The organism is Methylocystis parvus, assembly GCF_049675845.1.
Classification (GTDB): Bacteria; Pseudomonadota; Alphaproteobacteria; order Rhizobiales; family Beijerinckiaceae; genus Methylocystis; species Methylocystis parvus_A.
The window spans coordinates 1831038-1857216 of the sequence record NZ_CP187161.1 but is presented as its reverse complement, the minus strand read 5'-3'; the positions used below and the strand labels follow the sequence as shown (position 1 = coordinate 1857216).

General features: G+C 66.5%; 19 protein-coding genes and 1 pseudogene. 9 read left to right on the top strand and 11 right to left on the bottom strand.

Going from position 1 to position 26179, the window contains the following annotated elements; all coding sequences use genetic code 11:
- Positions 1–3: 3 nt before the first annotated feature.
- The 5 genes and pseudogenes from ACPFMJ_RS09515 to ACPFMJ_RS09495 form a co-directional block, all read right to left on the bottom strand.
- Entirely contained in the window at positions 4–1086 is a 1083-nt protein-coding gene (locus ACPFMJ_RS09515) for a class I SAM-dependent methyltransferase (RefSeq protein WP_424363549.1), read from the bottom strand.
- Positions 1083–1907 (bottom strand): prolipoprotein diacylglyceryl transferase, encoded by an 825-nt coding sequence (gene lgt, locus ACPFMJ_RS09510; RefSeq protein ID WP_424363548.1) that lies wholly within the window; start codon positions 1905–1907, stop codon positions 1083–1085. The genes ACPFMJ_RS09515 and lgt overlap by 4 nt, the downstream gene beginning before the upstream one ends.
- A 316-nt stretch (positions 1908–2223) precedes the next feature.
- Positions 2224–4430: pseudogene (locus ACPFMJ_RS09505) on the bottom strand (3-hydroxyacyl-CoA dehydrogenase NAD-binding domain-containing protein).
- Positions 4431–4578: 148 nt separating this feature from the next.
- Positions 4579–5787 (bottom strand): acetyl-CoA C-acetyltransferase, encoded by a 1209-nt coding sequence (locus tag ACPFMJ_RS09500; RefSeq protein ID WP_424363546.1) that lies wholly within the window; start codon positions 5785–5787, stop codon positions 4579–4581.
- An 81-nt stretch (positions 5788–5868) separates the two neighbouring features.
- Positions 5869–7662: an acyl-CoA dehydrogenase C-terminal domain-containing protein gene (locus tag ACPFMJ_RS09495; RefSeq protein WP_424363545.1), complete on the bottom strand. Its 1794-nt coding sequence runs from the start codon at positions 7660–7662 to the stop codon at positions 5869–5871.
- 370 nt (positions 7663–8032) lie between these two features.
- On the opposite strand from ACPFMJ_RS09495, the gene ACPFMJ_RS09490 reads away from it, so the two are divergent.
- The 4 genes from ACPFMJ_RS09490 to ACPFMJ_RS09475 all read left to right on the top strand — a co-directional run bounded on the left by ACPFMJ_RS09490 (position 8033) and on the right by ACPFMJ_RS09475 (position 15152).
- On the top strand, positions 8033–12724 hold the full coding sequence (locus ACPFMJ_RS09490; protein ID WP_424363544.1) for a peptidoglycan-binding protein: 4692 nt from the start codon (positions 8033–8035) through the stop codon (positions 12722–12724).
- 123 nt (positions 12725–12847) lie between these two features.
- Positions 12848–13132, top strand: coding sequence for a hypothetical protein (locus tag ACPFMJ_RS09485; protein WP_424363543.1), 285 nt, complete (start codon positions 12848–12850; stop codon positions 13130–13132).
- 124 nt (positions 13133–13256) lie between these two features.
- On the top strand, positions 13257–13847 hold the full coding sequence (locus tag ACPFMJ_RS09480; protein WP_424363542.1) for a hypothetical protein: 591 nt from the start codon (positions 13257–13259) through the stop codon (positions 13845–13847).
- A gap of 129 nt (positions 13848–13976) precedes the next feature.
- Positions 13977–15152, top strand: a complete 1176-nt coding sequence (locus ACPFMJ_RS09475) for a lytic murein transglycosylase (RefSeq protein WP_424363541.1) — start codon at positions 13977–13979, stop codon at positions 15150–15152.
- Here the strand turns inward: ACPFMJ_RS09475 and ACPFMJ_RS09470 are convergent.
- Positions 15130–16308: an AI-2E family transporter gene (locus tag ACPFMJ_RS09470; protein WP_424363540.1), complete on the bottom strand. Its 1179-nt coding sequence runs from the start codon at positions 16306–16308 to the stop codon at positions 15130–15132. The genes ACPFMJ_RS09475 and ACPFMJ_RS09470 overlap by 23 nt on opposite strands.
- 70 nt (positions 16309–16378) lie before the next feature.
- Positions 16379–18085 (bottom strand): hypothetical protein, encoded by a 1707-nt coding sequence (locus ACPFMJ_RS09465; RefSeq protein WP_424363539.1) that lies wholly within the window; start codon positions 18083–18085, stop codon positions 16379–16381.
- Positions 18086–18232: 147 nt separating this feature from the next.
- Here ACPFMJ_RS09465 and ACPFMJ_RS09460 point away from each other — a divergent pair, with 147 nt between their 5' ends.
- The 4 genes from ACPFMJ_RS09460 to lptA all read left to right on the top strand — a co-directional run bounded on the left by ACPFMJ_RS09460 (position 18233) and on the right by lptA (position 20565).
- On the top strand, positions 18233–18493 hold the full coding sequence (locus ACPFMJ_RS09460) for a hypothetical protein (RefSeq protein ID WP_424363538.1): 261 nt from the start codon (positions 18233–18235) through the stop codon (positions 18491–18493).
- A 70-nt stretch (positions 18494–18563) separates the two neighbouring features.
- Positions 18564–19178: a ribonuclease D gene (locus ACPFMJ_RS09455; RefSeq protein WP_424363537.1), complete on the top strand. Its 615-nt coding sequence runs from the start codon at positions 18564–18566 to the stop codon at positions 19176–19178.
- A gap of 3 nt (positions 19179–19181) precedes the next feature.
- On the top strand, positions 19182–20012 hold the full coding sequence (gene lptC, locus ACPFMJ_RS09450; protein ID WP_424363536.1) for an LPS export ABC transporter periplasmic protein LptC: 831 nt from the start codon (positions 19182–19184) through the stop codon (positions 20010–20012).
- A 7-nt stretch (positions 20013–20019) separates the two neighbouring features.
- A complete protein-coding gene (gene lptA / locus ACPFMJ_RS09445) occupies positions 20020–20565 on the top strand; it encodes a lipopolysaccharide transport periplasmic protein LptA (protein ID WP_424363535.1) in 546 nt (181 codons plus the stop codon).
- A 48-nt stretch (positions 20566–20613) separates the two neighbouring features.
- Here the strand turns inward: lptA and ACPFMJ_RS09440 are convergent, their stop codons facing one another.
- Positions 20614–21111 (bottom strand): transglycosylase SLT domain-containing protein, encoded by a 498-nt coding sequence (locus ACPFMJ_RS09440; protein WP_424363534.1) that lies wholly within the window; start codon positions 21109–21111, stop codon positions 20614–20616.
- 310 nt (positions 21112–21421) lie between these two features.
- Here ACPFMJ_RS09440 and ACPFMJ_RS09435 point away from each other — a divergent pair, with 310 nt between their 5' ends.
- Positions 21422–21706: a DUF3175 domain-containing protein gene (locus ACPFMJ_RS09435; protein ID WP_424363533.1), complete on the top strand. Its 285-nt coding sequence runs from the start codon at positions 21422–21424 to the stop codon at positions 21704–21706.
- Positions 21707–21920: 214 nt separating this feature from the next.
- Here the strand turns inward: ACPFMJ_RS09435 and ettA are convergent, their stop codons facing one another.
- The 3 genes from ettA to ACPFMJ_RS09420 form a co-directional block, all read right to left on the bottom strand.
- A complete protein-coding gene (ettA, locus tag ACPFMJ_RS09430) occupies positions 21921–23573 on the bottom strand; it encodes an energy-dependent translational throttle protein EttA (protein ID WP_424363532.1) in 1653 nt (550 codons plus the stop codon).
- Positions 23574–23753: 180 nt separating this feature from the next.
- Positions 23754–25388, bottom strand: a complete 1635-nt coding sequence (locus tag ACPFMJ_RS09425) for a hypothetical protein (RefSeq protein ID WP_424363531.1) — start codon at positions 25386–25388, stop codon at positions 23754–23756.
- Between the two features lie 274 nt (positions 25389–25662).
- A complete protein-coding gene (locus tag ACPFMJ_RS09420) occupies positions 25663–26154 on the bottom strand; it encodes a YcgN family cysteine cluster protein (protein WP_424363530.1) in 492 nt (163 codons plus the stop codon).
- Between the last annotated feature and the right edge of the window lie 25 nt (positions 26155–26179).

Below are 26179 nucleotides of genomic sequence, written 5' to 3'. Positions count from 1 at the left end.
TGCTCACACGATAAACCCCGGCATGTCCGGCATGTCGGGATGCGTCACGGCCATAACCTTGAACAATGCGCCCATATGACGGCGCGGGTCCTGCGTGCCGGTGAGACGGTCGAAAGCGTCGGCGATGGCCTGGGCCTGTTCTTCGGTCGCACGGTTCACGAGCGCCTGCGCGCGACGTTCGATACCGAGCTGCACCAGGAAATGCGCCTGCGTCACGGGGCCCATCACCTTGGCGCCAGCGGCCCTCGCCGCGCGCGCGAGCGCGGCGAAGTCGACATGGGCCGTGAGATCAGCTTCGCCGGGCGCGGCCAGCGGATCGACATAAGCGTGCTTCGCGATGGCCTGCAGGCTGTCGCCGAGCGACGTTTCCGTGTAGCCGTAATCGATCAGCAGCAGCGCGCCGCCCTCTCGCACCAGCCGCGCGGCGATCTCGCTCATGATCCGCTGCGCGATGGCGCTCACCTCGATGATGGAGCCCTCCCGCGCCGGGACGTTCAGCGACGTTTCGACATGTTCCGAGAGGCCAAAAGCCAGTTCGCCCGACGGGGCGAGGCCGACGAGCCGCTCCCGCCAGCCGGGAATCGTCTTCACGTAGTGACGCACGGGCAGCGCGTCGAAAAACTCGTTGGCGAGAATGAAGGCGGGGCCGGGCGGCGTGTCGTTCACATCCGCGTTCCAGCTCACCGGCTTGCCTGAATTAGCGAGGGTCTGCTGCTGAATGGCGCGCAGCGTCGGGCTCGTCTCGACGAGATGCACGCTGATTGCGTCCAGAAAGGCGGGCGAGATGCGCGAGACGCGGAGAACGTCCGACATCAGCGTGCCGCGTCCGGGCCCGAGCTCGATGAGTTGCGCTGGCGAGGGCGAACCGGCCATGCGCCACGCTTCGCTCGCCCAGACGCCGATGAGCTCGCCGAACATCTGGCTGATCTCCGGCGCGGTGACGAAGTCGCCCGCCGCGCCGAAAGGATCGCGCGTCATGTAATAGCCGTAACGCGGATGGCCGAGGCAAAGGGCCATGTAATGTTCCAGCGTCATCGGCCCGTCATGGGCGATGGTCGCTGCGATTTCCTGTTTGAGCGGATTCATGCGGGCGCGCTCCGGCGGCGCAGGGAGAGAAGGAGGATCGCCGCGCCGATGAGGACGAGCGGCAGGGAAAGAACCATGCCCATTGTGAGGCCGCCCGGCAGCGCCTCCTGCACGGGGTCCGGCTCGCGGAAGAATTCGCAGAAGATGCGCGCGGCGCCATAGCCGATCCCGAAAAGCCCCGTCACGAGGCCGGGGCGCTTCAGGGCGCCGCTCTTTACGGCGAAGGCGAGAAGGAGGAAAAGCGCAACGCCTTCGAGTCCCGCTTCATAGAGCTGGCTCGGATGACGAGGATCGGACCCGGCCGGCGGAAAGACCATCGCCCAGGAAACGTCGGTCGGGCGGCCCCACATTTCCGGCTTGATGAAATTGGCGAGCCTTCCGAAGAAAAGCCCGACCGGCGCCACGGCCGCGCAAAGATCGGCGATGGTGAGAAAAGGCAAAGCGCGGCTGCGCGCAAAGAGCCACATGCCGACAAGCGCGCCGATCAGCCCGCCGTGAAAGGCCATGCCGCCTTTCCATGTCTGCAGGATTTCCAGCGGATGGGCGAGGTAGAAGCTGGGGTCGTAGATCAGCACATGGCCGAGCCGCCCGCCGATGATGACGCCCAGCGCCGCGTTGACGAGAAGATCGTCGACGCCCTCTTGCGTCGGGCGCGGCTGGGTCTGCGCCCAGAACTCATCCTTCCCGACGAGGAAACGCAGGCCAACCCAGCCAAGGATGAATCCGCCAATATAGGCGAGCGCATACCAGCGTAGCGGCAGTGGGCCGAGATTGACGGCGACCGGATCGATGACAGGGAAGGGCAGCACGAAGAAAGGCATCAAATGGGTCCGAGAGCGCGAGTCGGACCCCACGCCACATAGGTCTTTTAGCGGCCGTCAAGGGGGATGTCATGGGGTCTTTGGCGGGGCGCCGTCCTTGAAGGAAGCCAAGCCACAGCTAGCGCCGTCGTCCAATGAGATTCTAGCTTGCCGGGTGGGGCTTGCCCGATTTGAGCGCTTAAAGGGCGATCTCGGGCAAGCCCGAGATCGCAGCAGGCGTCTCGAAGCGCGAGGGGGCGTCGGCCCTGCTCTTTCGGCGTTCTGGGCTCGCAAGTTTCCTTGCGGGCTTTGCTCCTGGAGATAAGCGCTTAAGGGCCTAGGCCGCCTTCTTCTGCGGCAGGAAGCGCCCATAGAAGGTCTCGCCCTTCGCCGCCATGTCGCGCAGCAATTGCGGCGGCTCGAAGCGCGGGCCGTGTTTGGCGGCGAGCGCGTCGCACAGCGCGACGAAGGCCTTCGTCCCCATGCCGTCGATATAGCTCAGCGTTCCGCCGGTGAAGGGCGCGAAGCCGAAGCCGAGGATCGAGCCGACATCCGCCTCGCGCGGATCGGTGACGACGCCCTCGGCGATGGTGCGCGCCGCCTCGACCGCCTGGATGACGAGAAGACGCTGCTCCAGCTCCTTCACATCCAGCGTATCGGGATCGAGCTGCGCCTCCGCGAGCGCCGATAGGCCCGGCCAGAGGCTCTTCTTGCCGTCGGAGGATAGTCGTAGAAGCCCTTGCCGTTCTTGCGGCCGAAGCGGCCTTGTTTCTCGACCATGTAGCCGAGCACGCGCTCCTGGCGCGGATCGATCGCCGCGTCGCCAATGTCTTTCTTCGTCGCTTGCAGGATTTTCCAGCCGAGATCGAGCGCGACTTCGTCGTTGAGCGACAGCGGTCCCACCGGCATGCCCGCCATCTTCGCAACATTCTCGATCATCGCCGCCGGCACGCCTTCGGTCAGCATGATCTGGCCTTCGCGCACGAAGTTCAGCACGCAGCGATTGGCGTAGAAGCCGCGCGTGTCGTTCACGACGATCGGCGTCTTCTTGATGATGCGGATGAAGTCGAGCGCGGTGGCGAGCGCGCGGTCGCCGGTCTTTTCGCCCATGATGACTTCGACCAGCAGCATCTTTTCGACCGGCGAGAAGAAGTGGATTCCGATGAAATTCTCGGGAACCTGCGCCGTCTCGGCGAGCGAGGTGATGGGCAGCGTCGAGGTGTTGGAGGCGAAAATCACGTCGCCGCCGACAACCGCCTGCGCGCGTTTCGTCACGTCGGCCTTCACCGCGCGGTCTTCGAACACGGCTTCCAGCACGAGATCGCAGCCCGCAAGCGCCGCATAGTCCGGCGTCGCGTTGATGCGCGCCATCAGCGCGTCCTTGTCGGCGGCGGTCGCGCGGCCCTTGGCGACGGAGCCGGAGATGAGCTTGTCGATCACCGCCTTGCCCTTGTCGGCGCTTTCCTGATCGCGGTCGATCAGCACGACGTCGAGCCCGTTCAGCGCCGATACATAGCCGACGCCCGCGCCCATGAAGCCGGCGCCGAGAATGCCGATCTTCTTGAGGTTCGTGGGCGGGATCTCCGTCGGACGATGCGCGCCTTTCTCCAGCTCGTTTTTCGAGAGGAAGAGCGAGCGGATCATGGCCGCGGCTTCCTTCGAACGCAGAATAAAGGCGAACCAGCGCGACTCGACGGTGAGCGCCTGATCCATCGGCAATTGCAGGCCCTCATAGACCGAATGCAGGATCGCGCGGGCGGCGGGGTAGTTGTTGTAGGTCTCGCGGCGCAGGATGGCGTTGGCCGCGGGCCAGATCATCATGCCGGTCGGCGAGAAGACCTTGCCGGACGGGTTCTTGAAATCCTTCGTGTCCCACGGCGCCTGCGCCTTGCCGCCATTCACGATCCACGCGCGGGCGCGGTCGACGATCTCGGCCTTCGGCGCGATCTCGTGCACCAGCCTCGCGCCGAGCGCGGCTTTGGGCTTCACCTGATCGCCGCGGAAGAGGAACTGCAGCGCGTCGCCCGTCTGCATGATGCGCGAGACGCGCGTCGTGCCGCCGGCGCCGGGGAACAGGCCGACCTTGATCTCCGGCAGGCCGACCTTCGTCTTCTCGTCATCGGCCATCACGCGGTAATGGCAGGCGAGAGCGAGCTCGAAGGCGCCCCCGAGGCACACGCCGTTGATCGCGACGGCGAAGGGCTTTCCGCAGGTTTCCAGCTTGCGATAGAGCAGCGAGAGTTTGCGCGAATTCTCGAAGAACATCTTGTTCGCCGCTTCCTCGCCCTGTTCCTTGAGCGCCTTGGCGTATTGCGCCGCGCCCTGCTGAAGCATGGTGAGATCTGCGCCGCCGGAAAACGCGTTTTTGCCCGACGCGATGACGCATCCCTTGACGTTCGCGTCGGCGACGATCGTGTCGATTGCCTGTTCGAGCTCGCTCATCACCTCCGGGTTGATGACGTTCATCGAACGACCGGGCATGTCCCAGGTGAGGAGCGCAACGCCGTCGGCGCCGGTCTCGTAGCGGAAATTGGCGAGGTTCATTGTTTCGCTCCCGAATTGTTTGTCTCTCCCCCTCCCTGACCCTCCCCCGCTTTGCGGGAGAGGGGACGCTCGCGATCGACAGTCTCGATGAAGGCGGCGCCGTGCTCCCTCTCCCGCTTGCGGGGGAGGGGTGGGGAGGGGGCCTGAATCACACCCGTTCGATAATCGTCGCCGTGCCCATGCCGGCGCCGATGCAGAGCGTCACGAGCGCGGTCGATTTGCCGCTGCGCTCCAATTCGTCCACCGCGATGCCCACGAGCATCGCGCCCGTCGCGCCGAGCGGATGGCCCATGGCGATGGCGCCGCCATTGACGTTCACCTTGGCGGGATCGAGGTCGAAGGCCTGGAGATAGCGCAGCACGACCGCCGCGAAAGCCTCGTTCACTTCGAAGAGGTCGATGTCCGAGATCGACATGCCGGAGCGGGCGAGCACCTTCTTCGTCACGTCCACCGGGCCGGTCAGCATGATGGCGGGCTCGGAGCCGATATTGGCGAAGGCGCGGATGCGGGCGCGGGGTTTCAGGCCCAGTTTCTCGCCCGCTTCCTTCGAGCCGACGAGCACGGCCGCCGCGCCGTCCACGATGCCCGACGAATTGCCGGCGTGATGCACGTGGTTCAGTTTCTCGATCGCCGGATAGGCCTGGATCGCCACCGCGTCGAAGCCGCCCTGCTCGGCGAAGAAGGCGAAGGAAGGCTTCAGGCTCGCCAGCGCCTGCATGTTGGTGTCGGGCCGCACATGCTCGTCGCGGTCGAGGATCGTGATGTCGTTCACGTCCTTCACGGGCACGACCGATTTCTTGAAGCGGCCCTCCGCCCACGCCTGCGAGGCGCGCTTCTGCGACTCCACCGCGAACGCGTCCACATCGTCGCGCGAGAAGCCGTATTTCGTCGCGATGAGATCGGCGGAGACGCCCTGCGGCATGAAATAGGAGGGGATAGCGATGGTCGGGTCCACCGGCCAGGCGCCGCCCGAGGCGCCGATGCCGACGCGGCTCATGCTCTCGACGCCGCCGCCGATGGCGAGTTCGTGCTGGCCCGACATGATCTCGGCCGCCGCGAAATTCACCGCGTCGAGGCCGGAGGCGCAGAAGCGGTTGATCTGCACGCCGGGCACTTTGTACGAATAGCCCGAGGCGATGGCGGAAGCGCGCGCAATGTCGCCCCCCGCTTCGCCGACGGGATCGACGCAGCCGAGAATGACGTCGTCGACTTCCGGGCCCTTGAGATTGTTGCGCTCGCGAATGGCGGTCAGCGCCGTATTGGCGAGGCCGAGCGAGGAGACCTCATGCAGCGAACCGTCCGGCTTGCCGCGGCCGCGCGGCGTGCGGACGGCGTCGTAAATAAAGGCTTCGGCCATGACGTTTCCTCGTGTTTTCGTCTTTTCCCTCGCCCGTTCGCGGGAGAGGACGGCCCCGCATGGCGGGGTAGGGTGAGGGCGCTAGAACATCTCCGGCGCAAGCGACATCATCGTGTCGGCGCCGGTGACGATGCGTGCGAGGCGCAGGCCGGTTTCGGGCAGCATGCGCTCCATGTAGAAACGCGCGGTCGTCAGCTTGGCGTCCATCAGCGCCGCCGTCTCCGGTTCGCGCGTCTTCTTCTCCAGAGCCGCGGCCGCGATCTTCACCCACATCAAGGCGAGCGCGACGCGACCCAGGAGATGCATATAGTCATAGGACGCGGCGCCGGCGTTGTCGGGCTTCGCCATGGCGTTCTGCATGAGCCACATCGAGGCTTTCTGAAGGTCGGCGAGCGCCGCTTGGGCCGGCGCGACGAATGGCTTCATCGCCTCGTTGGCGCTGTGGCCGCCCAGCAGTTCCGCGCCTTCCTTGAAGAAGGCCATGATGGCGCGGCCGCCTTCGCGCGGCAGCTTGCGGCCGACGAGGTCGAGCGCCTGAATGCCGTTGGCGCCCTCATAGATCATCGCGATGCGGGCGTCGCGCACGAACTGCTCCATGCCCCATTCGCGAATATAGCCGTGGCCGCCAAAGACCTGCTGCGCCTTCACGGCGTTGTCGAAGCCGAGATCGGTGAACATGCCCTTCAGCACGGGCGTCATCAGGCCGAGCCGATCCTCCGCCGCCTGCCGCGCCGCCGGGTCGTCCGAGCGATGCGCGATGTCGCTGTCGAGCGCGGCGGCGAGCGCGAGGCCGCGCGCCGCCTCGTTGAAGGCCCTGATCTCGAGCAGCATCCGGCGAATGTCCGGATGCACGATGATCGGATCGGCCTTCTTCTCAGGATATTTCGGCCCCGTGAGCGCGCGGCCCTGCAGGCGGTCCTTGGCGTAGGCCACCGCGTTCTGATAGGCGACCTCGGATTGCGCGAGGCCCTGGACCGCGACGCCGAGCCGCGCCTCGTTCATCATCACGAACATGGCGTTGAGGCCGCGATTCTCCTCGCCGATCAGGAAGCCCTGCGCGCCGTCGTAGTTCATCACGCAGGTCGCGTTGCCGTGGATGCCCATCTTCTCTTCGATGGAGCCGCAGGAGACGGCGTTGCGCGCGCCGAGCGAACCGTCGGGTTTGGGAACGATCTTCGGCACGATGAAGAGCGAGATGCCCTTCACGCCCGCGGGCGCGCCCTCGATGCGGGCCAGCACGAGATGCACGATGTTCTCGGCGAGGTCGTGCTCGCCGGCCGAGATGAAGATCTTCTGGCCGGTGATGGAATAGGTCCCGTCCCCGCGCGGAACGGCTTTCGTGGTGAGGAGGCCGAGATCCGTGCCGCATTGCGGCTCGGTGAGGTTCATCGTGCCCGTCCAGCGGCCTTCGGCCATCTTCGGCACGTAAAGCTGCTTTTGCTCCTCGGAGCCGTGAGTCAGCAGCGCCGCCAGCGCCCCCTGCGTCAGGCCCGGATACATGGCGAAGGCCATGTTGGCGGAGGAGGCGAATTCGTTCATCGCCATGGAGAGCGTATAGGGCAGGCCCTGGCCGCCATATTCCTCGGGCACGGGCAGGCTGATCCAGCCGCCGCCGGCATAGGCCTGATAGGCCGCCTTGAAGCCGGCCGGCGCGGTGACGGAGGCGTCGGCGTTGCGTTTGCAGCCATTTGCGTCGCCGGACTGGTTGAGCGGCGCGAGCGCCTCCTCGCAGACCTTGCCGGCCTCGAGGAGAATCTGAGCGGTCACGTCGGGGGAGATGTCGGCGAAGCCCTTCAGATTGCCGAAGCGCTGCAATTGCAACACGTCGTTGAGGAGGAACAGCGTGTCGTCGACAGGCGCTCTGTAGCTCGGCATCGAGGTCTCCATGAAATCGCGCCCGCTTCGAGAGGCGGGCAGGAGCGGCGTCCTTCGCGTCTTAGGTAGAGAGGGGCGCGAGTCGGCGCAATAGGGGCGTGAACGCGGCTCAAAACGACCTTGAAGGGTCGTTGCGATCAATGTTCTCCTTCGAGCGAAACGATTCGCCAGAGTAGCGTCGGATTTCGCCAAATCGTGAATGAAAGGCGTTCACTAAACTCGAAACTTAACCTGTTATTTACCTTGATTGACGGAAAGTCGCGTCAAGGGCGCCAAGGCTCCCGGAGTATAGCGCGATTCGCGCGGTCCCAGAGTCGGTTCCCCCAGTTTCTCTCGAGCTATCCGCAAGTCGGATCCGCCGGACACAGACATGACCAAGGCTCTCTCCCGCAAATCCCGGGGTAACGATCAAGAGATGCGCGAATCCGCCCGCTCGGAGGCGCGCCGGTCCGGGAAAAGCCTCGGCGATTGGCTCGACGATGCGATCCGGGACTTCGATCGCGAAGAGGAAGAGGTCGAGCGCGAGGACGACGACCGTCTCGACGCCGTGGCGCGCCGCCTCGCGCGGCCTGCGGGGGGGCGCGAAAACCCGCGCCGCGAGGAAGAGGATTACCGCCAGCCGCGCCGCTGGCGCGACGACGCCGACGACATGCGCGCCGCCGCCCGCCGCGAGCGCGACGACCGTTTCGACGACGAGGACGAGGATCTCGAGCGCGCGCCGCGCAGCCGGCGCGACGCCGAGAAGCGCGACGTCGAGGCGCGCGCCGAGCCCGCCCGCCAGCGCCGCGAGCCCGAGCCCGGCCGTCGCCGCTGGCGCGACGAAGCCCGCGTCGATCCCAAGGCGATCGTCGCCGACGCCGCCGCCATCGTGGAGCGCCGCGTGGCCGAGAGCGAGCGCCACACCGCCCGCGCCTTCGAAAATCTCGCCGATCTCATCAAACGCGGCCAGCGCCGCGGCGAAGGCGACGCCGTCAAGCGCGCCGTCGCCGCCTTCGCCCAGCGCGCCGAGCAAAGCGAGCGCCATACGGCGCGCGCGCTCGACAATCTCGCCGGCCTTTTGGAAGACGGCCAGCGCCGCCGCGAGACGGCGGAGGAGGGCCTCGCCTTTCTCGCCGAACGTCTCGGCCGCATCGAATCCCGCCTCGCCGAGCAGCCCGCGGCGAGCGGCGCCGTGAAGCCGATCCGCACCGCCCTCGCGCGCCTCGAGTCGCGCCTCGACCGCCTGTCCACCAGCGAGCGCGGCCCCGATTTCGAACAGGCGCTGTCGAGCCTCGATCGCCGCCTCTCGGAAATCGCCAGCCGCCTCGACGGCGACGCGCGCGCCCCGAAAGCCGCGCCCGTCGTCCCGGCGCCGAGCGTCGACCTTGCGGGACCGAGCCCGGCCGCGCTGGAGCAGGGCCTGCGCCGCGCCGAGCCGCTGACGCGCCGTCCGCTCGTCGACGCCATCGCAGAAATCACCCAGCGCCAGCGCGCGCTCGACGACACCCCCGCGCCCGTTTCGCCCGCCCTTGCGGTCCCGGCGCCGGATCTTTGGGAGGGCCAGCCGCCGGCCCAGCGTTTCGCCGCGCTCCACGCGTCGCTGGATACGCTCACGCAGCAGCTCGACACCGTGCGTCAGGACGCCGGCGAGCGCGCCGACCAGCAGATGGTCGTCATGCGCCAGATCGAGGGCCTGCGCCGCGAGGTCGAAGACATGTCCCGCGCCATCGGCGATCTCGCCCCGCGCGCCTCTGTCGCGGCCATCGAGACGGCCCTGCGGGATCTCGCCCATCGCGTCGACATGCAGCGCCATCGCGGCGTTTCCGACGATCTCCTCGCCCCCGCCGAGCGCATCGCCGGAGAACTCCGCGCCGTCATTCGCGACCTCGATCCAAGCCCGATCGTCCGCAATCTGCACGCCGACGTGCAGACCATCGGCCGTCGCCTCGACGCCATGCAGCAGCCCAGCGCCGCCGACGCCGCGGCCATCCGGCAGCTTTCGGCGCAGACGCGGGAAATCCGCGAGCAACTCTCTGCGCTCGCCTCCCGCCCGCTGCCGATCGAAAAGATCGAGACGCGCCTCTTCGATCTCACCCAGCGCGTCGACGCGCTCGCCCATGCGGGCGTCGGCGCCGCCAAGGCCGCCGCGGCGCTCGACATGGGCGAGCTGGCCCGCTCCATTCGGACCATCGTCGCCGCCGAAACCAACGCGGGCATCGACACGTTCAACCGCCGTCTGGAGCAGGTCGCGACGAAGCTGGACGAGGCCGTTCTAAGCGCCGGGGCCAAGCGCTTCGACGAGCTCGGCGAGCGCATCGACGAACTCGGGCGCACGCTGTCGCGCCGCATCGAGGACAGCGCCGTCGCGCAGAAGCCCGTCGACACCGCCTCGCTCGAACAGCTCATCGCCAGCCTCGCCCTCAAGATCGACTCCGCGCTCGACGACCGTCCGCACAATCCGGGCTTCGAGGAAATCGGCCGCAAGATCGAGCGGCTGGAGACACGCCTCTCCGATCCGACGCCGGGCGTCGAGGAGATCGGTCGCAAGATCGAGCGGCTCGAAAACCGCATCAACGATCCAATCGCCGCGGACTCGATCGCGCGCATCGAGGCCATGCTGCAGCGGCCGGTCGCCGACCGCCAGTTCGCGGAACTCGCCCAGCGCATCGATTTCGTGCGCGAGACGCTCGCGCAGCGTCTCGACCAGGGCGCCGCCGCGGCTCCCGCTTCGGACGTCCGTTTCATAGAGGAGATCGTGCGCGGGCTCGACCAGAAGGTCGAAGCCGCGCTGGCCGCCCCATCGAAGGCGCCCGATCTCGGCGCAATCCAGAACCAGCTCGAGGCGCTCTTCTACAAGGTCGACCGCCTTGAAGACGCGAGCGCCAATTCCCGCCTCGGCGCCATGCTCGCCGAGCCGCAGCATCATCCGCAGCTCGAAGACATCGCGACGCGGCTCGAAAGAATGCAGGCCGCGCTGTCGCAGCGCGCCGATGAAGGCTACCGCGTCGAGGCGCGGCAGAACGATCTCGCCGCTCTCGTCGAGCAGCTCGCGGCGCGCATGAATCAGGCGCTCGATCCGCGCGCCGACTCCGAGGCGCTGCGGGCGCTGGAGGCGCAGATCGGCGCGCTCTCGCAGCGGCTCGACCGCAACGATCAGAACGGCGCCGCGCTCGCGGGCGTCGAGTCCCGCATCGCCGCGCTCGTTTCGCAGATGGAGGAGACGAAGGCGGCGACGACGCTCGCGGCCGAAGAAGCCGTGCGCCGCGCGACGCAGGACATTCTCCGTCAGGCGAACCCGGTCCCCGGCGCGCTGCGCGAGGCGCTGGAGCGCGAGCTCATCGACATTCGCAATATCCAGGACGAGAGCGGCCAGCGCACCCATGAGACGCTGCTCGCCGTGCACGAGACACTGGAGCGCGTCGTCGACCGTCTCGCCGTGTTCGAGGACGAGCTGACCGAAATCCGCAGCGCCGCAGTCGCCGCCCCGGCTGTCTCGGCCGTCGAGCCCGCGCTCGCGCGCCGCATCGATGACGCGCCGCAGGCCCTGCGCGCGCCCGAGCCCGCCGTCGAGCCGCGCCGCGCGCCCCCGGTCGCTGCGGACGGCGACGACGATCTGGTCGATTTCCTCGTGCCGCCGGGCGGGCCGCGCCCGCAGCGCCGCGAGCCGGGCTTCGCGCCCGCCGCCGAGGCGCCGCGCAATGACGCGGTGCAGACGGACTTCATCGCCGCCGCGCGCCGCGCCGCCCAGCAGGCGGCCATGGACGCCGAAGCCGCCGAGAAGGCGCAGCAGGCCCGCCGGAACGCCCCCCGTTCCGACGCCGCCGGCGCGCGCAAGCCGGCGGCCAGCCTCGCCTCCACGCTCGAAGACCGCAAGCGGCCGCTGCTGCTGGGCCTCGCCGGCGTGGTTCTGCTCGCCGGCGCCTTCGGCATGACGCGCATGGCCTTGCAGGGCCGCGGCGCCGAGCACCAGGACCATCAGGTCACCGAAGCCGCGCCAGCGGATACGGACGCCGCTCCGGCCGCGACGGCCGACGCCCCCGAGGCCGCGCCGAAGGAAGCCGCGCCCGCCCCGGCGGCTCCCGCTCGCGCCGCAGCGCCGGCGGCGACGCCTGCCGCCCCTGCGCCCGCGCCGGTCGCAGCGACGCCGGCCCAGCCGACGCCGCCGGTTTCCTCCGCGCCGGCCGAGCCGGTGCGCATCGTCCGCCCGCCGTCCCTCGCCCCCGAAGCGCCGCGCACGGCGCCCGGCATGATGAGCCCCGGCGGCGTCGGCGCGTCGCCGCCGCGCATGATCGCGCCGCGCACCGACAACGCGCCGGTCGACACCATGCCCGTCGGTTCGATCGGCGGCCTCAATCCGCTGTCGGCCCCCGACGCCATCGGCGTCATCAAGTCGCTCGCCCAGCAGGGCGACTCGGCTGCCCAATACGAACTCGCCGTGCGCTTCGCCGACGGCCGCGGCGTCGCGCGCGACGCCAAGACGGCGGCGCAATGGTTCGAGAAGGCGGCGGCGCAGGGCCTCGCGCCCGCGCAATATCGCCTCGGCTCGTTCTACGAGAAGGGCGTCGGCGTCGAGCGCGACTACAGCCGCGCGAAGAAATATTACCAGTCGGCGGCCGACGCCGGGAACGCCCGCGCCATGCACAATCTCGCCGTGCTGCTCGCTGAAGGCGGCGACGGCGGCAAGCCGGATTATGCGGCGGCGTCCGAATGGTTCCGCAAGGCCGCCGAGTATGGCGTGCGCGACAGCCAGTACAATCTGGCGATCCTCTACGCCCGCGGTCTCGGCGTCACGCAGAGCATGACCCAGTCCTATCTCTGGTTCGCCGCCGCCGCCGATCAGGGCGACGCCGACGCCGCCAAGAAGCGGGACGAGGTCGCGGCGCGGCTCGACACCAAGGATCTCTCGACGGCGAAGTCTCTTGCGGCGGGCTTCAAGCCCAGGGAGCCGCGTCGCGAGGCCAATGACGTTCTCCCGCCCAAGGGCGGCTGGGAAAACCTCAAGGATCCCGCGATGAACGCCGGCAAGCCTTCGGCGGGCTCCGGCGCCAAGGCGATGCAGAAAGCGAAACTCTCTGCGATCTGACCCTTGTGAGCGGCGGGCGCGTCAAGTTTTCGCCGTTCATTTACGCTTCATCGACTCTCTGACGGTTAACGTCCCGATGTCGTGAGGCTTTCACCCGCCGCATCGCCCTTCTGGAGAGTTGAGATGAGAAAAATCCTCGCCACGATCCTCGCCGCTTCGGCGATCGGGGCCCTGACGCTCTCGGCCGCGCCCGCGCAGGCCGATTCGGCCGGGCCGGCCATCGCGGCCGGCATTGGCGGCTTCGCGCTCGGCGCCATCGCCGGCGGCGCACTTGCCCAGCCGGCCCCGCCGCCGGTCTATTACGCGCCCCCGCCGCCGCCCCCGCCGCATTGCTGGGTCGAGCGCCGTCCGATCTTCGACGAATATGGCGTCGAAATCGGCTCGCAACCACGCCGCATCTGCCAGTAAGCCTCCCCCGGAAAAATCACATGCGTCGGTCCGCCACAGGCGGCCGGCGCATTGTCTTTTTCACGATGGCATGTCGGTTGCTCGATTTTCGCCGATCCAATTCCAAACGGCGAAGAGTGACCACATGACCAGCATTGCCGACACCGCCTTCAAGACGCTCGAAGAGCAGGGCCGCCTCCTCAACGCGGTGCTCAAGGGCCCGACGGAAAAGCCCGGACGCTTTGGATTTCGTGGCGAATTGGCGCTCATCTTCCAGGAGACGCTCGCCGACGAGAAGCGTCCGCCGGAGCGTTCCGTCGATCAGGTGATTGCGATCGCGAATGTCGGAGAACCGACAATTCCGTTCTTCGCCTGTTACCTTCATTCCTTCGAATGGCTGACGGATCTCGCCAATGTGACGAAGGGCCTCTTCTCGCCGGACGGGAAGTATTTCATCTTCTGCAACAATATCGACTTGCTCTCGAAATATGAGGTCGAGATCGATGGCGTCACCTTCAACGTCCTGCCGATCGACGAGGCGACGGTCTATAACGAGCTTCTCGAACTGCTCTATCTCGACAAGGGCGACCTGAAGAAACTGTCGACCGCCGGCAAGACCGACGCCGTCGCCGACGCGGCGCTGGGCTTCAACGCGAAGTTCGACGTCATCAGCTATGCGCAGGGCGTCGAGCGCATGGGGCCCGTGCGTAATCGCAACGCCAACCGCCCGGTGTGATTCCTCCCGATTTTAACGACGTTCCTGCGGGCGCGCCCGCGGGAGCGCCTTTTTTGCGCCTTTGTCGGATGTTTCAGCTCTTGGCCTTCCTTTACTGAAAAAGGGGCCTTTCTGCGCTACCCTCCCGGAATGAAGGCGAATCAGTTCGCGCTGGCTGCGGCCGCGCTTCTCCTCCTCGCAAATCCCGCTCATGCGGATTGGTCCTCCTGCCTCGGCGGCCTGCGTCATGCAGCGGCGGGGGCGGGCGTGAGCCAGCAGACCATCGCCGCGGCGACGGACGGCATGGAGCCGAACGACGCCGTGTCCTTCATGGACAAGCAGCCCGAATTCACGACGCCCGTCTGGGACTACGTCGCCGGCCTCGTCGACGAGGAGCGCGTCGAGGAAGGGCGCGCGATGATGCACAAATATGGGAGCGCGCTGCATGCGGCGCAGTCGCATTACGGCGTCGATCCCGCGACCGTGGTCGCCGTCTGGGGCGTCGAAAGCGATTTCGGCAAGAGCTTCGGCAAGCGCTATGTCCCGCAGTCGCTCGCAACGCTCGCCTGCGAGGCCCCGCGCCGCAACGACTATTGGCGCAAGGAGTTCATCGCCGCGCTGAAGATCCTCGACAGCGGCGACGTCGCCAGGGACGAAATGCTGGGCTCCTGGGCCGGCGCCTTCGGCCATACGCAGTTCATGCCCTCGACCTTCCTCGGCACGGCGGTCGATCTCGACGGCGACGGGCGGCGCAATATTGCAAGCTCCGCCGCGGACTCGCTCGGCTCGACGGCGAATTATCTGCGCAAGAGCGGCTGGCGCTCCGGCGAGACCTGGGGTTTCGAAGTGCGGCTGCCCGAGGGCTATAACGGCCCCTCCGGCCGCACGCGCAAACAGCCCATGTCGCATTGGGAGTCGCTCGGGATCACGCGGCTCGACGGCGGCGGGCTCGGGGGCGGCTCGGCGGGTCTGATGCTGCCGGCGGGCAAGAACGGCCCGGCTTTCCTCGTGACCAAGAATTTCGACGCCATCTACGCTTACAACGCCGCCGAGTCCTATGCGCTCGCCATCTGCGTGCTGTCGGACCGCCTGCGCGGGCGTCCGGGCATCCAGACGCCCTGGCCAACGGATGATCCGGGGCTCTCCCGCGCCGAGCGCCGCGAGCTACAGTCGCTGCTGATCCGTGCCGGCTATGACGTCGGCGATCCCGACGGCGTGATCGGGACCAAGAGCAAGGAAGCCATCGCCGACTATCAGGGCCGCGTCGGCCTGCCCCGCAACGGCCGCGCGAGCCTCAAAGTGCTCAACGCTCTGCGGGGATGGTAAGGGGCTCCACGGGCGGCGCAATCTGCTCGAGCGCCTCCTTCTCGGCCGCCTCAACCTCGGCCTTCTCCGTCATTTCGTCGGCGATCCAGGCGGTCGCCAGCTCCCAGACGACGGCGAGCACGACCGGACCGACGAAGAGGCCAGCGACGCCATGCGCCAGCACGCCCCCGATCACGCCGATGAAGATCACCGGGATCGGCGTTGAGAGGCCATGCGCGAAGATGAATGGTTTCAGTACGTTGTCCATGTAATTCACGGTCAGCATGCAGATCGTCAGCCCGATGGCGGCGGGCGTCGAGAGGGTCGTCCAGGCCCAGAAGACGACCGGAGCGACGACCAGCAGCGGCCCGATCTGGACGATGCCCAGGACCAGGATGGCGATGGTCAGGAGATTCGCGCCGGGGACCTCGGCGAGATACATGCCCACGCCGCCGATCACCGCCTGCATGATCGAAAGGCCCATCACGCCGCGCGAGACGGCGTTGATCGTGGCGCCCGAGAGGTTGAGATATTTCTCGCCATTGCTCGGATCGATCCGGCGCGCCAGCGCCCGCATGCCGACGAGGAGCTGCTGCGCATAGGCGAGCAGGAAGCCGGAGAGGATCACCGAGAGCAGGAATTTCAGCGTCCCGACGCCGGCGTTGCGCACCATGCCGAGCAGATATTCCCCCACGGGCTTGAGCTGCGGCAGGATCTGCGTCAGCGCGCTGCGCAGATTGGTGGAGGCGAGCTCCCAATAGGAATAGATCTGCGCCCCGATCAGCGGCCAGTCCTTCACATTGGCGGGGGGCGGCGGGATGGTGATGTCGCCGTTTTCAAAGCCGGCGATGACGCCCTTCACCGGATCGACGAAGCCGAGGCCCATCCAGGTCATCGGACCGATGACGAGGGCCAGGGCGGCGACGGTGATGAGGACGGCCGCAATGGTCGCCCGCCCGCCCAGCAGCGCTGCGAGCCTGTCGAGCAGCGGGTAGAGCGCGACGGCGACGACGACGCTCCAGACGATCATCGCCCCGAACGGCGCGATGATCACGAAGGTCCAGTAGGCGAGGAAGCCGATCACGAAGAGCCGGATCGACATTTCGATGAAGAGGGCGTTGAAGCGGCGTTCGCCGCTGCTGAAGGGGGGCAACTCGTCGGCCACGGAAGGTCTCATTTTGCGCTGCGCTGCAGCGAGAGTGGACGCGCCCGGCCCCGGAGGCAATAGGCGGGCGGCGGGATTCGCTCTATTGGGCGCGCGCTTCGTTAAAAGCCAGCGTCACCTTTGATTTCACGAGGTCGCGGACATTTTGCGACCAGCAAGTCGAGTCGAGCGCCTCGCCGATATTTTTCTGGTCGGGAAAACCGATCTCGGCCAGTCGGCGGCGGACGGTCGCCACACGCTCATGATCGCCCCTCGCGGCCGCCAGCGCCAGCTCGACGACCAGCACGATCGCCGAATCGGTGTGCGACGCCGCCCGGCGCAATCTGGGGCGGTCTTCATAAACGCCGCTGCGCAGGGCCTCCACGGCCACGGCGATCGTGTCGACCGGGGTGAGATCCGCGGCGATGGCGCGCGCTTTCTGAATCAGGGCGATCCCTTCGGCGTAATCGCCCGAGCCCAGAATGAACCGCGCCCCGACATCCGCCAAACCGAGAGGGTTATTGGGAAAACGCTCGATCGTCTCCCTGGCCTGGAGGCGGAATGTCTCGAGGTCGCCGCCGCACAGCGCGCTCGCGTAACTGGCGACGCGGGTGAGGAAGTCCGTCTCGTTCATTTGCGCCGCGCGCCCCGCCATGACGATCGCCTGAGCCCGCGCTTCCGCGAGCGTGCGGTCGGTCAGCCGGAAATTGAGCGGATCGAGCGAGAGCAGGGCGCCGATGGCGAGCGTCTGCGCGTCGAGAGGCCCGCGCGCCTCGGCGGCGGCGAAGCAGCGCCAGGCCGGGGCGTAATCCAGCGACTTGAAGGTCTTCCAGTAATGGAAGGCGCGTAGCTGGCAGGAGAGCGCCTCGTCGCTGGCGGCCTGGACCGTGTCTTCCTGGGCGCGGGCGATGTCGGCGACGATGCCGAAAGGATTGCCGACGTCCCGGCCGATCCTGGCCACGAGATCGCGCTGCATCGCCATGACGTCCCCGGCGGAGAGGCGCATCTCGTAGCGGTTCGTCCAGCGCGCCGCGCCCGAGCGGGCGTCGAGCAGCAGCACCGTCGCCTTCACCTGATCGCCGATCAGCCGCAGCGAGGCGCGGACGATGTAGTCGGGCTTCGCGCCATCCTGCGGCGCGCCGGCGCCGGTCTCCTCGTTCAGAGGAATGACCGTCAGCCACTGATAATCGGAAAGCGTGTCGGCGAGGTCCGCCTGGAGGCCGCCCGCGACGAAATCCTGCCCCTCCTTGTCCGAATGAAACTCGAACGGGGCGATGGCGACGATGGGACTGCGCGCCCCGGATGCGGCCTGTGTTGCGGGGGGCGTCGAAACCGTGAATTTCCAGGCCGCGACTCCCGCAACGGCGCAAGCAAAGGTTAATCCTGTGAACAACGCAGCCAAGCCGAGCTTGCGCTTCGGCGCAGGGATTTCGACGATCGTAGCGGGCTCGGCGGGGGCCTCGGCGCGCGTGAAAACGGGGCGGTACTGGCCCTTCGGGATCGAGATGACGATCGAGGCTTCCTTGCCTTCGGTCAAATAATAGCGCTCCAACGCCTGGCGCAGCCGCCCCACCTCGACGCGCACGATGCTGTCCGTCTGCGGGTCGAAATCCTTCGGGCGGCCAAAGACTTCCGTTGCGACGGAATAGGCCTTGATCCGCTCGCCGCGACCCTCGAGCTCCTCCGTCACGAGATAGGAGAGCAGGCCGCGCTGCCGTTCGCTGGCGCCGTCCAGCCCGCTGTCGAAGGCGCGGTGCAGCTCCTCCAGAACGGCGAGCTTCATCTCGGAGTCGGTCGCAACAGAACTCATTAAAATTCAACGCTCCTCGGAAAGGACGACGTTACGGTCACATGTTAACGCCTAGCACGTGCCTGCCGTCCTGCCGAGCCTACGACAATCTCGCCTTCGTCGAAACGCGCGTCGCATTTCTCGGACGCCGGGTTGGGAGTTTCATGAATGACTGAAATCGACGAAGCCGAGAATGGCGGCGAGCCGGAGAACGACAACGCGAGGCTCGAACAGGCGCTGGTGGAGGCCCATTATCTCGGCCTGTCCCTGAGGGCGCTGGCGGCCAACAAGAACTTCCGTTACGCGGCGATCACCGCCTCGGTCTGCGAATTGCTGATCGGCTGGGCGCGCTTCGTCGGCGACCGGCTTCAGGAGGGCGAGCGCCCCTTCCTCAACGGCGCCGCAGCCCGCGGATCTCGGAAGAAATAGGCGCCTCTTCGACAAGCCTTCCGCATTTCGGCTAGAATGGCGGAAGGCATGTCCTAACGAATCGGATGTCATGACCATCAGACTGCATCAGGGCGACCTCCCGTCGGAGGCCGCCCTTTCGAACATCGTCGCCATCGACACGGAAACGCTCGGCCTCAACCCCCATCGGGACCGGCTGTGCCTCGTGCAGCTCTCCTTCGGCAATGGCGACGCGGAGCTGGTGCAGATCGCCAAGGGCCAGACGCGCGCGCCCAATCTGGAGAAGCTGCTCGCGGACCCGAACATACTGAAACTATTCCACTTCGCCCGCTTCGACCTGGCGATCCTCGCCAAGACTTTCGGCTTCGTTCCGGCACCGGTCTATTGCACCAAGATCGCGTCCAAGCTCACCCGCACCTATACGGACCGCCATGGGCTGAAGGATCTCGTGCGGGAACTCGCGGGCGTGGAAATCTCCAAGCAGCAGCAATCCTCCGACTGGGGCGCCGCGACCCTCTCCGACGCCCAGCAGAATTACGCCGCCTCGGACGTGCTTTACCTGCACCAGCTCAAGGAGAAGCTCGACGTCATGCTCGCGCGCGAGGGGCGGACCGCGCTCGCCCAGGCCTGTTTCGACTTCCTGCCCGCGCGGGCGCAACTCGATCTCGCCGGCTGGCCGGAGACCGACATCTTTTCACACGAATAAAGTGTGAACGGCCCCGAATTCGCCACGCCGCGGCCCGATAATCGCAACATGACAGACGGCAGCGCCGCCACTCCCGAGCAACCGAAGCCCCGCGCCGGCGGTCAGCCGCCAGGCGGCGGCCGTGACCGGCTCGCCGCGCTCACGGCGCGTCGCGAGAGCGCCTTTCCCGACGCCCTGCGTCACACGGCGCGCGTGACGCGGCTGCGCCGCTGGATCTTCTGGGGCGTCGGCGGCACGGTGGCGCTGGTGGGGATCGGCCTCGCCGCGAGTTCGCTGCGCTTCCTGCCGATCGACCTCAATCTTTCGCGCGTGGCGCTGAAGGGCACGCGCATCGTCATCGAGACGCCGAAGCTCGTCGGTTACCGCAAGGACGGGAAGCCTTACGAAATCCGCGCCCGCGTCGGCGTGCAGGACATTTCGACGCCCGACGTCTTCGATCTCGACGGCCTCGACGTGCGCGTCGAGACGGAGGGGGTGAACCCGATCGTGCTGACGGCCGCCAAGGCGAATTACAGCACCAAGAACGATCGCGGGACGATGACCGGCGGCGTCACCGTCTCCGACGGCAAGAATTTCGACATGCGCATGGATTCCGCCGTCATGGATTTCAAGGCGAGCGTGATGACCTCCGACAAGAAAGTCACTCTCAAGATCGAGGGCGGCGAGGTCGTTGCGGACGGCGTGGAATTTTCGCAAAAGGAGCGCCGGGCCACTTTCGGCGGCAATGTCCATTCCGTGCTTTACGGCGAGGACGAGGCCGCTCAGAACGCGGTAAAGCAGCCGGACGGCGGCAAGCAGGACGCCAAACAGGACGCCTTGCGCGCGGCGCAGTGAGAAAAGAATGACACGCCAGAAGACCTACGCTCTCCTCGCCGCTCTCCTCCTCGCCAGCGCCGCGCCCGCTCTCGCCAAGGCGGGGCGCTCGGGCGGCATTCTGCCGGGGGCGACCGCGAAGGACCCGCTAAATATCGACGCCGGCAAGCTCGATTATTTCGACCAGGAGCAGAAGCTCGTTTATTCCGGCAGCGTCATCGTGACGAACGGACCGTCGACGCTTAAAGCGACGCGGATCACAATCTTTCTGGAAGGGAAGGGCGCCGCCGCCTCGGCGGGCGCGACCAGCAATGACCGCGTGAAGCATATCGAGGCGGACGGTCCGGTGACGCTCGTCTCCAAGGACCAGATCGGCACGGGCGATCGCGGCGTCTACGACAAGGCCGACAACAAGGTCTGGCTGACGGGCAATGTGACGCTGACTCAGGGCGACAATATCGTGAAGGGCGATCGGCTCGTTTACGACGTCACGAGCGGCGTCGCGAGCATCCAGGGCGGCGCCTCGCAGGGAGGCCGCGTGCGCTCGACCTTCATGCCGGGCTCGGCGAAATAAAACAGCCGCTCGCGCGCCGCGAGCGGCTTCAGCATTTTCCGAAACGGATTACTGCGTGTTCAGCGCTTCCTTGTGGAGCAGGCCGAGCATGCCGCGGCGCTTCGCCTCGTAATAATAGCCGCCGGCGTAGAGCTGAATGGCGCGGGCCTCATTGCCGCCCGAGAGTTTGTAGGCGTTGGCGAGATAGGGCACGGCGTAGGTGAGATTTGTCTCGGCGTCGAGCAGGCCGCTCGCCGAACCCTTATAGCCCATGCCCCGGGCCGTATCGTGCCGGATCTGCATCAGGCCCCAATAGGGGCCGTTGCGGGCGGCCGGGTTGTAATTGCTCTCGCGCCGCACGGAACGATGGATCAGCGACTCCGGGATGTCGTAGAGGCGCGCATAATGGGCGATGCGAGCGTGAAGCGCGTCTTTTCCGTGGACAGCGTCCTCCGGACGCGGCTCGTTGACATAGGATTCGGGCGCGGACGCCACGGGAGAGCCGGTTTGTGCGCAGCCAGCGAGGGCGAGCGCCGCCAGGCTTATGGCGCAAGCGGTTGATTTCATTGTTAACCCTTCCCCTCAAACCGCCCCGACGAAATCACTTCACCGTAAGTCGCCATGGGGAGATGGCGAAATCGTGGCAGGCGCGCGAACTGTCGCGCCCTTGGGCGTGCGCCTGCGCTGTGCGCCAGCGCACTGACCCGACGTTAAAAAAGCGTCACTGTCCCTGTGTTCGATGCAGTGATTTCAGGGGCAAGTCTGAGGGGCAGTTTCAAGGCGCTTTTCAGGATCGACGACCCGGCCGCCCTCAAGCGGCCGGGTCTTTTCGTTTCCGGCGCGCGCATTAGCTCTTCGACGACGGGAGGCGGTCCCGATGACGGCGCGAACGCAATGGTCGCAGGAGGTGACGCGCCACAGCAACGCGCTCGACCTGGAGCCGGGCGTGTTCACTTTCGACGATCCGACGAAAATCGCGGCCTCGCTCAAACGCTCGGCGGAGGCGAGCGACCGGCGCAAATCCACGCCCTACCGTTCGGCGATGTCCATGCTGACCTTCTACATCAATCGCGCCGGACGCGATCTGCCGCAAGCGCGCCGCGACGTGCTGGAGGCGGCGAAGGGGGAGCTCAGGAAGGCCTTCGGGCGGGCGCCGCGTTAAGGCGAGGGATGCGCCCTCCAGTGAATGACACGCCATCAAAATAAATGCGGCTGACCTAAGCGACCGTCTCGTTCGGGGCCGAAGCCCCCTCCCTGTCCCTCCCCCGCTTCGCGGGAGAGGGGACGCTCGCGATCCGCATTGCCAATGAAGGCCCACGCCTGCTCCCTCTCCCGCGAAGCGGGGGAGAGTTGGGGAGGGGGCCCTCAAGCGTCAATCAGCGCGTGAACTTCTTGTATTTCAGACGGTGCGGAATGACGCTGTCGACGCCGAGCCGCCGCTTCTTGTCTTCCTCGTAATCGGCGAAGTTCCCTTCGAACCATTCGACATGCGAGTCCCCTTCATAGGCGAGGATATGCGTCGCGATGCGGTCGAGGAAGAAGCGATCGTGCGAGATGATGACGGCGCAGCCGGCGAAATCGGCGAGCGCCTCTTCCAGCGCGCGCAGCGTGTCGACGTCGAGATCGTTGGTCGGTTCGTCGAGCAGCAGGACGTTGGCGCCGCTCTTGAGCATCTTGGCGAGATGAACGCGGTTGCGCTCTCCGCCCGAGAGCTGGCCGACCTTCTTCTGCTGATCCGCGCCCTTGAAGTTGAAGGCGGAGCAATAGGCGCGTGAGTTGATCTCGCGCTTGCCCAGATAGATCACCTCATTGCCTTCGGAAATCTCTTCCCAGACCGTCTTGTTGGCGTTCAGCGCGTCGCGCGACTGGTCGACATAGCCGAGCTGCACGCTCTCGCCGACCTCGATCGTGCCGCCGTCGGGCTTCTCCTGGCCGGTGATCATGCGGAACAGAGTCGTCTTGCCGGCGCCGTTGGGGCCGATCACGCCGACAATGCCGCCGGGCGGCAGTTTGAAGGAGAGATCGTCGATCAGCAGCTTGTCGCCGAACGCCTTGGAGATGTGCTCGAAGTCGATGACGTTCTGGCCGAGACGCTCCGCCACCGGAATGATGATCTGCGCGGTGGTCGGCGCCTTGTCGTTCTGCTTGGCGACGAGCTCCTCATAGCGCTGGATGCGGGCCTTGCTCTTGGCCTGACGGGCCTTGGGCGACGCCGCGATCCACTCGCTTTCGGCTTCGAGCGCGCGCTGGCGGGCCTTGTCCTCGGAGGCCTCCTGCATGAGCCGCTTCTGCTTCTGCTTCAGCCAGCTCGTGTAATTGCCCTCGTAGGGAATGCCGCGGCCGCGATCAAGTTCCAGAATCCAGCCCGTGACATTGTCGAGGAAGTAGCGGTCGTGGGTGACGATGAGGATCGCGCCCGGATAGTTGCGCAAATGGCCCTCGAGCCAGTTCACCGTCTCCGCGTCGAGATGGTTGGTGGGCTCGTCGAGCAGGAGCATCTCGGGCTGTTCGAGCAGCAGCTTGCACAGCGCCACGCGGCGGCGCTCGCCGCCCGAGAGCTTGGTGACGTCGGCGTCGTCGGGCGGGCAGCCCAGCGCGTCCATGGCCTGATCGACCTGGCTGTCGAGATCCCACAGGCCCTTGGCCTCGATCTCGTCCTGCAGCCTGGTCATCTCGTCGGCGGTCTCGTCCGAGTAATTCATGGCGAGATCGTTGTAGCGGTCGAGAATGGCCTTCTTCTCCGCGACGCCGAGCATGACGTTTTCGCGCACGTTCAGCGCCGGGTCCAGATGCGGCTCCTGCGGCAGATAGCCGACGCGCGCGCCTTCGGCGACGAAGCCCTCGCCCGTGAAATCCTTGTCGATGCCGGCCATGATGCGCAGCAGGGTCGACTTACCCGCGCCGTTGACGCCGAGCACGCCGATCTTGGCGTCCGGGTAGAAGGAGAGGTGGATGTTGTCGAGGACCTTCTTGCCGCCCGGATAGGTCTTGGTGAGGCCCTGCATATGGTAGATGAACTGGCGCGCCATCGGCTCCGTCTCGGGGTTCGAGAAATCTTTGCGCCGTGTTTAGAGCCTTCGCGCGGGCTGGGAAAGCCCCAAGGGGCGCTTTGAAAGCCCCAAGAGGCCCTTTGCAATCCCAAAGGCGGCGCTTTCCCGAACCATTGCTCGACGCGAGGGCGCGCCCGAAGCGCTGGGGCAGGGCGGCGCTCAGGACGCCGTTTCGCGCCGGTTCAATTCGAGCGCCATGCGCTTCCTCCGCTTCTGCGCCTCGGCCAAACGGCGCGACAGCAGCGCGCCGTCGTCGGATGCCACCGTCACGAGGCGGAAGTTCGAGACGGTCGCCACGCTGCCCGAGGAGTAGAAAAACACATAGATTGGCAGCGGGAAGATTTCGCTCCATACGGCGGAGGCGATGGCGATCGAGGTGGCGCCGGCCGGTTGCGACTGGCCGTCGAGCACGCAGACGACTTTTTGCTCGCCAGAGACCGGCGATTCGACCGTGAAGACGAGGTAATCGCCCGGCTGCGGATCGCTCCAATCGACATCGACGGCGAGCCCATAGGCTTCGTCGCCCAGCTGGCTCCAATAACTTCCCTGAAAAATCGCAAATTCCTGCGGCGTCGCGCCGGGGCCGAATTGCAGGACCGCCGAGGGGGCGCCCTGCACATTGCCCTCGGTTGCGATCGTCGTCACGGTCAGTGGCTCGGTTCCGTAGGTGAAGACGCTTTTGAGCGAGACGCCGGGATCGAGGCTCCATTGCGCCGCTTCGCTCGGGCCGTCAGCCCAATATTGGTTGAGGGCGGGCTTGAGGTCCGCCGGCGCCGGCGGCCAGGCGAAGCCCAGCGGGCCCTCGCCCTGACCAGCGCCGCCGGCCGCGGCGCCGCCATACCAGGCCGCGGCGTAGGTGTGCTGTTCGCCAATCTCGACGACGCTGTAAACTTCGCCGGCGTCGAGCGCGACCTCCACGACATTGCCGACGCCGGGCGCGCCGTCATAGCCGACGCCGAAATAGGACGCGTAATTGTCCACAAAGGCGCCCGCCCCGCCGGTGGGGTCCGCGATCTGCATTGCGTTGAGGTAGAAGCCGAGGAGATTGGCGGCGTTGACCTCGAGCGTGGTCTCGCTTTCCGGCGCGTCGAGAATGGTCAGATGCGCGACCTTGCGGCCGCGTTGCTGCAGCGTCGTCGCGGCGACGCTGACGACCTTCGATCCATGCGAATGGCCGATGAGCCGAAGCGTCCCGCCATTGCGCCAGAATGAGGGGTCGATCGCGTCCTCCAGCGCATTTGCGAGGCGCAGGCCGTTGATGTGCGTATAGGCTTCTGAGCGATAGACCTCCAGGAGATTGAGCACGTCCGGCGATGGGCTGTCGGTTGCGGAATCGTCGATCCAGGAATAGGCGAGCGCGATGGCGTTCGGATCGAAGGCCATGATGCTTTGAAGCATCCCCGTGGGGTTCACCTCGAGAGGCGCTTCCGTCGCGTCGACGCCGGACCAGGCCCATGCCGACGCCCAGACGCCGGCGACCGAAGACTTCGGTCCCCACCAGAGCATATGGCCGTCCTGCGCGAGCACGGCCTCGCGATAGCCCGGCGCCCAGCCATGCGCGACGACATAGATCGTCGGCGGCGAGGCGCCGCCGCCAAGGCTGTGCGGCCTGACGCTTTCAAAATAAGGGGAAGGACCGCCCGCGAAGGTCCGGGGATTGGGAATCGGGGTCACCCCGCCCGTCCACCGTCCGAGCCGATCGATGTTCTTGAACGTATTCTGATAGACGGGCCAGTTCGTCGGCGTGGCGGGGAGGAGGGCCGAAACGGGAAGGGGAGCGAGCTTCGAGACCATTTGCAGACTCCAAAAAATTTTTCAGGAACGCCTTGGACTATACAGGAAAAAACTGTTTTGTCTCATGAGTTTATCGTTAACGGGCGGATTGTCTCCCGTTACGCGGTCACGCCCCTTTCATAGAGGGCGCCCACGCAAGGGACTTGAAACTTTCCCAAGCTTTTCATGGGGAATCTGACACCCGGCAGGAGTATCGGATGGCATTTCCCTGGGGCTGGACGGATGTGGCGAATTCGCGCTCTACGCCGTTGTCGGAACGGTTCGCCATTTTCACCTAGTAGCGCGCCTTCTTCGGCCAGCGCTTCGGCCAGACGCGGATGTAGTCGACCGTATCCTCCTCGTCGATCTCCGCCTCGCTGACCTCGACCTTGCCGCGCACGGAGACGCCGGCGCGATGCACGCTTTCGGGGTCGCCCGAAATCAGCGGATGCCAGGGCGGCAGGGGCTTGCCTTCATTACGCAACACATAGGCGCAGGTCGGCGGCAGCCAGTCGATCTCCTGCAGCTTCGTAAGCGTCAGCCGCACGCAGTCCGGCACATGGTCGCGGCGGTTCTTGTAGTCGCTGCAAAGGCAGGACTCGTGATCGAGCATCTTGCAGGAGACGCTGGTGTGATAGACGCGCCCCGTATCCTCGTCCTCGAGCTTGACCAGACAGCAGCGGCCGCAGCCGTCGCAAAGCTTCTCCCATTGCGCGCGGGTGAGTTCCGAGAGCGGCTTCTCCCAGAAAGGAAGGTCCGCGCCTTTTCCGCCTTTTTCGTTCGCCATATCTCTTCCGCCACGGCCCGCCGCC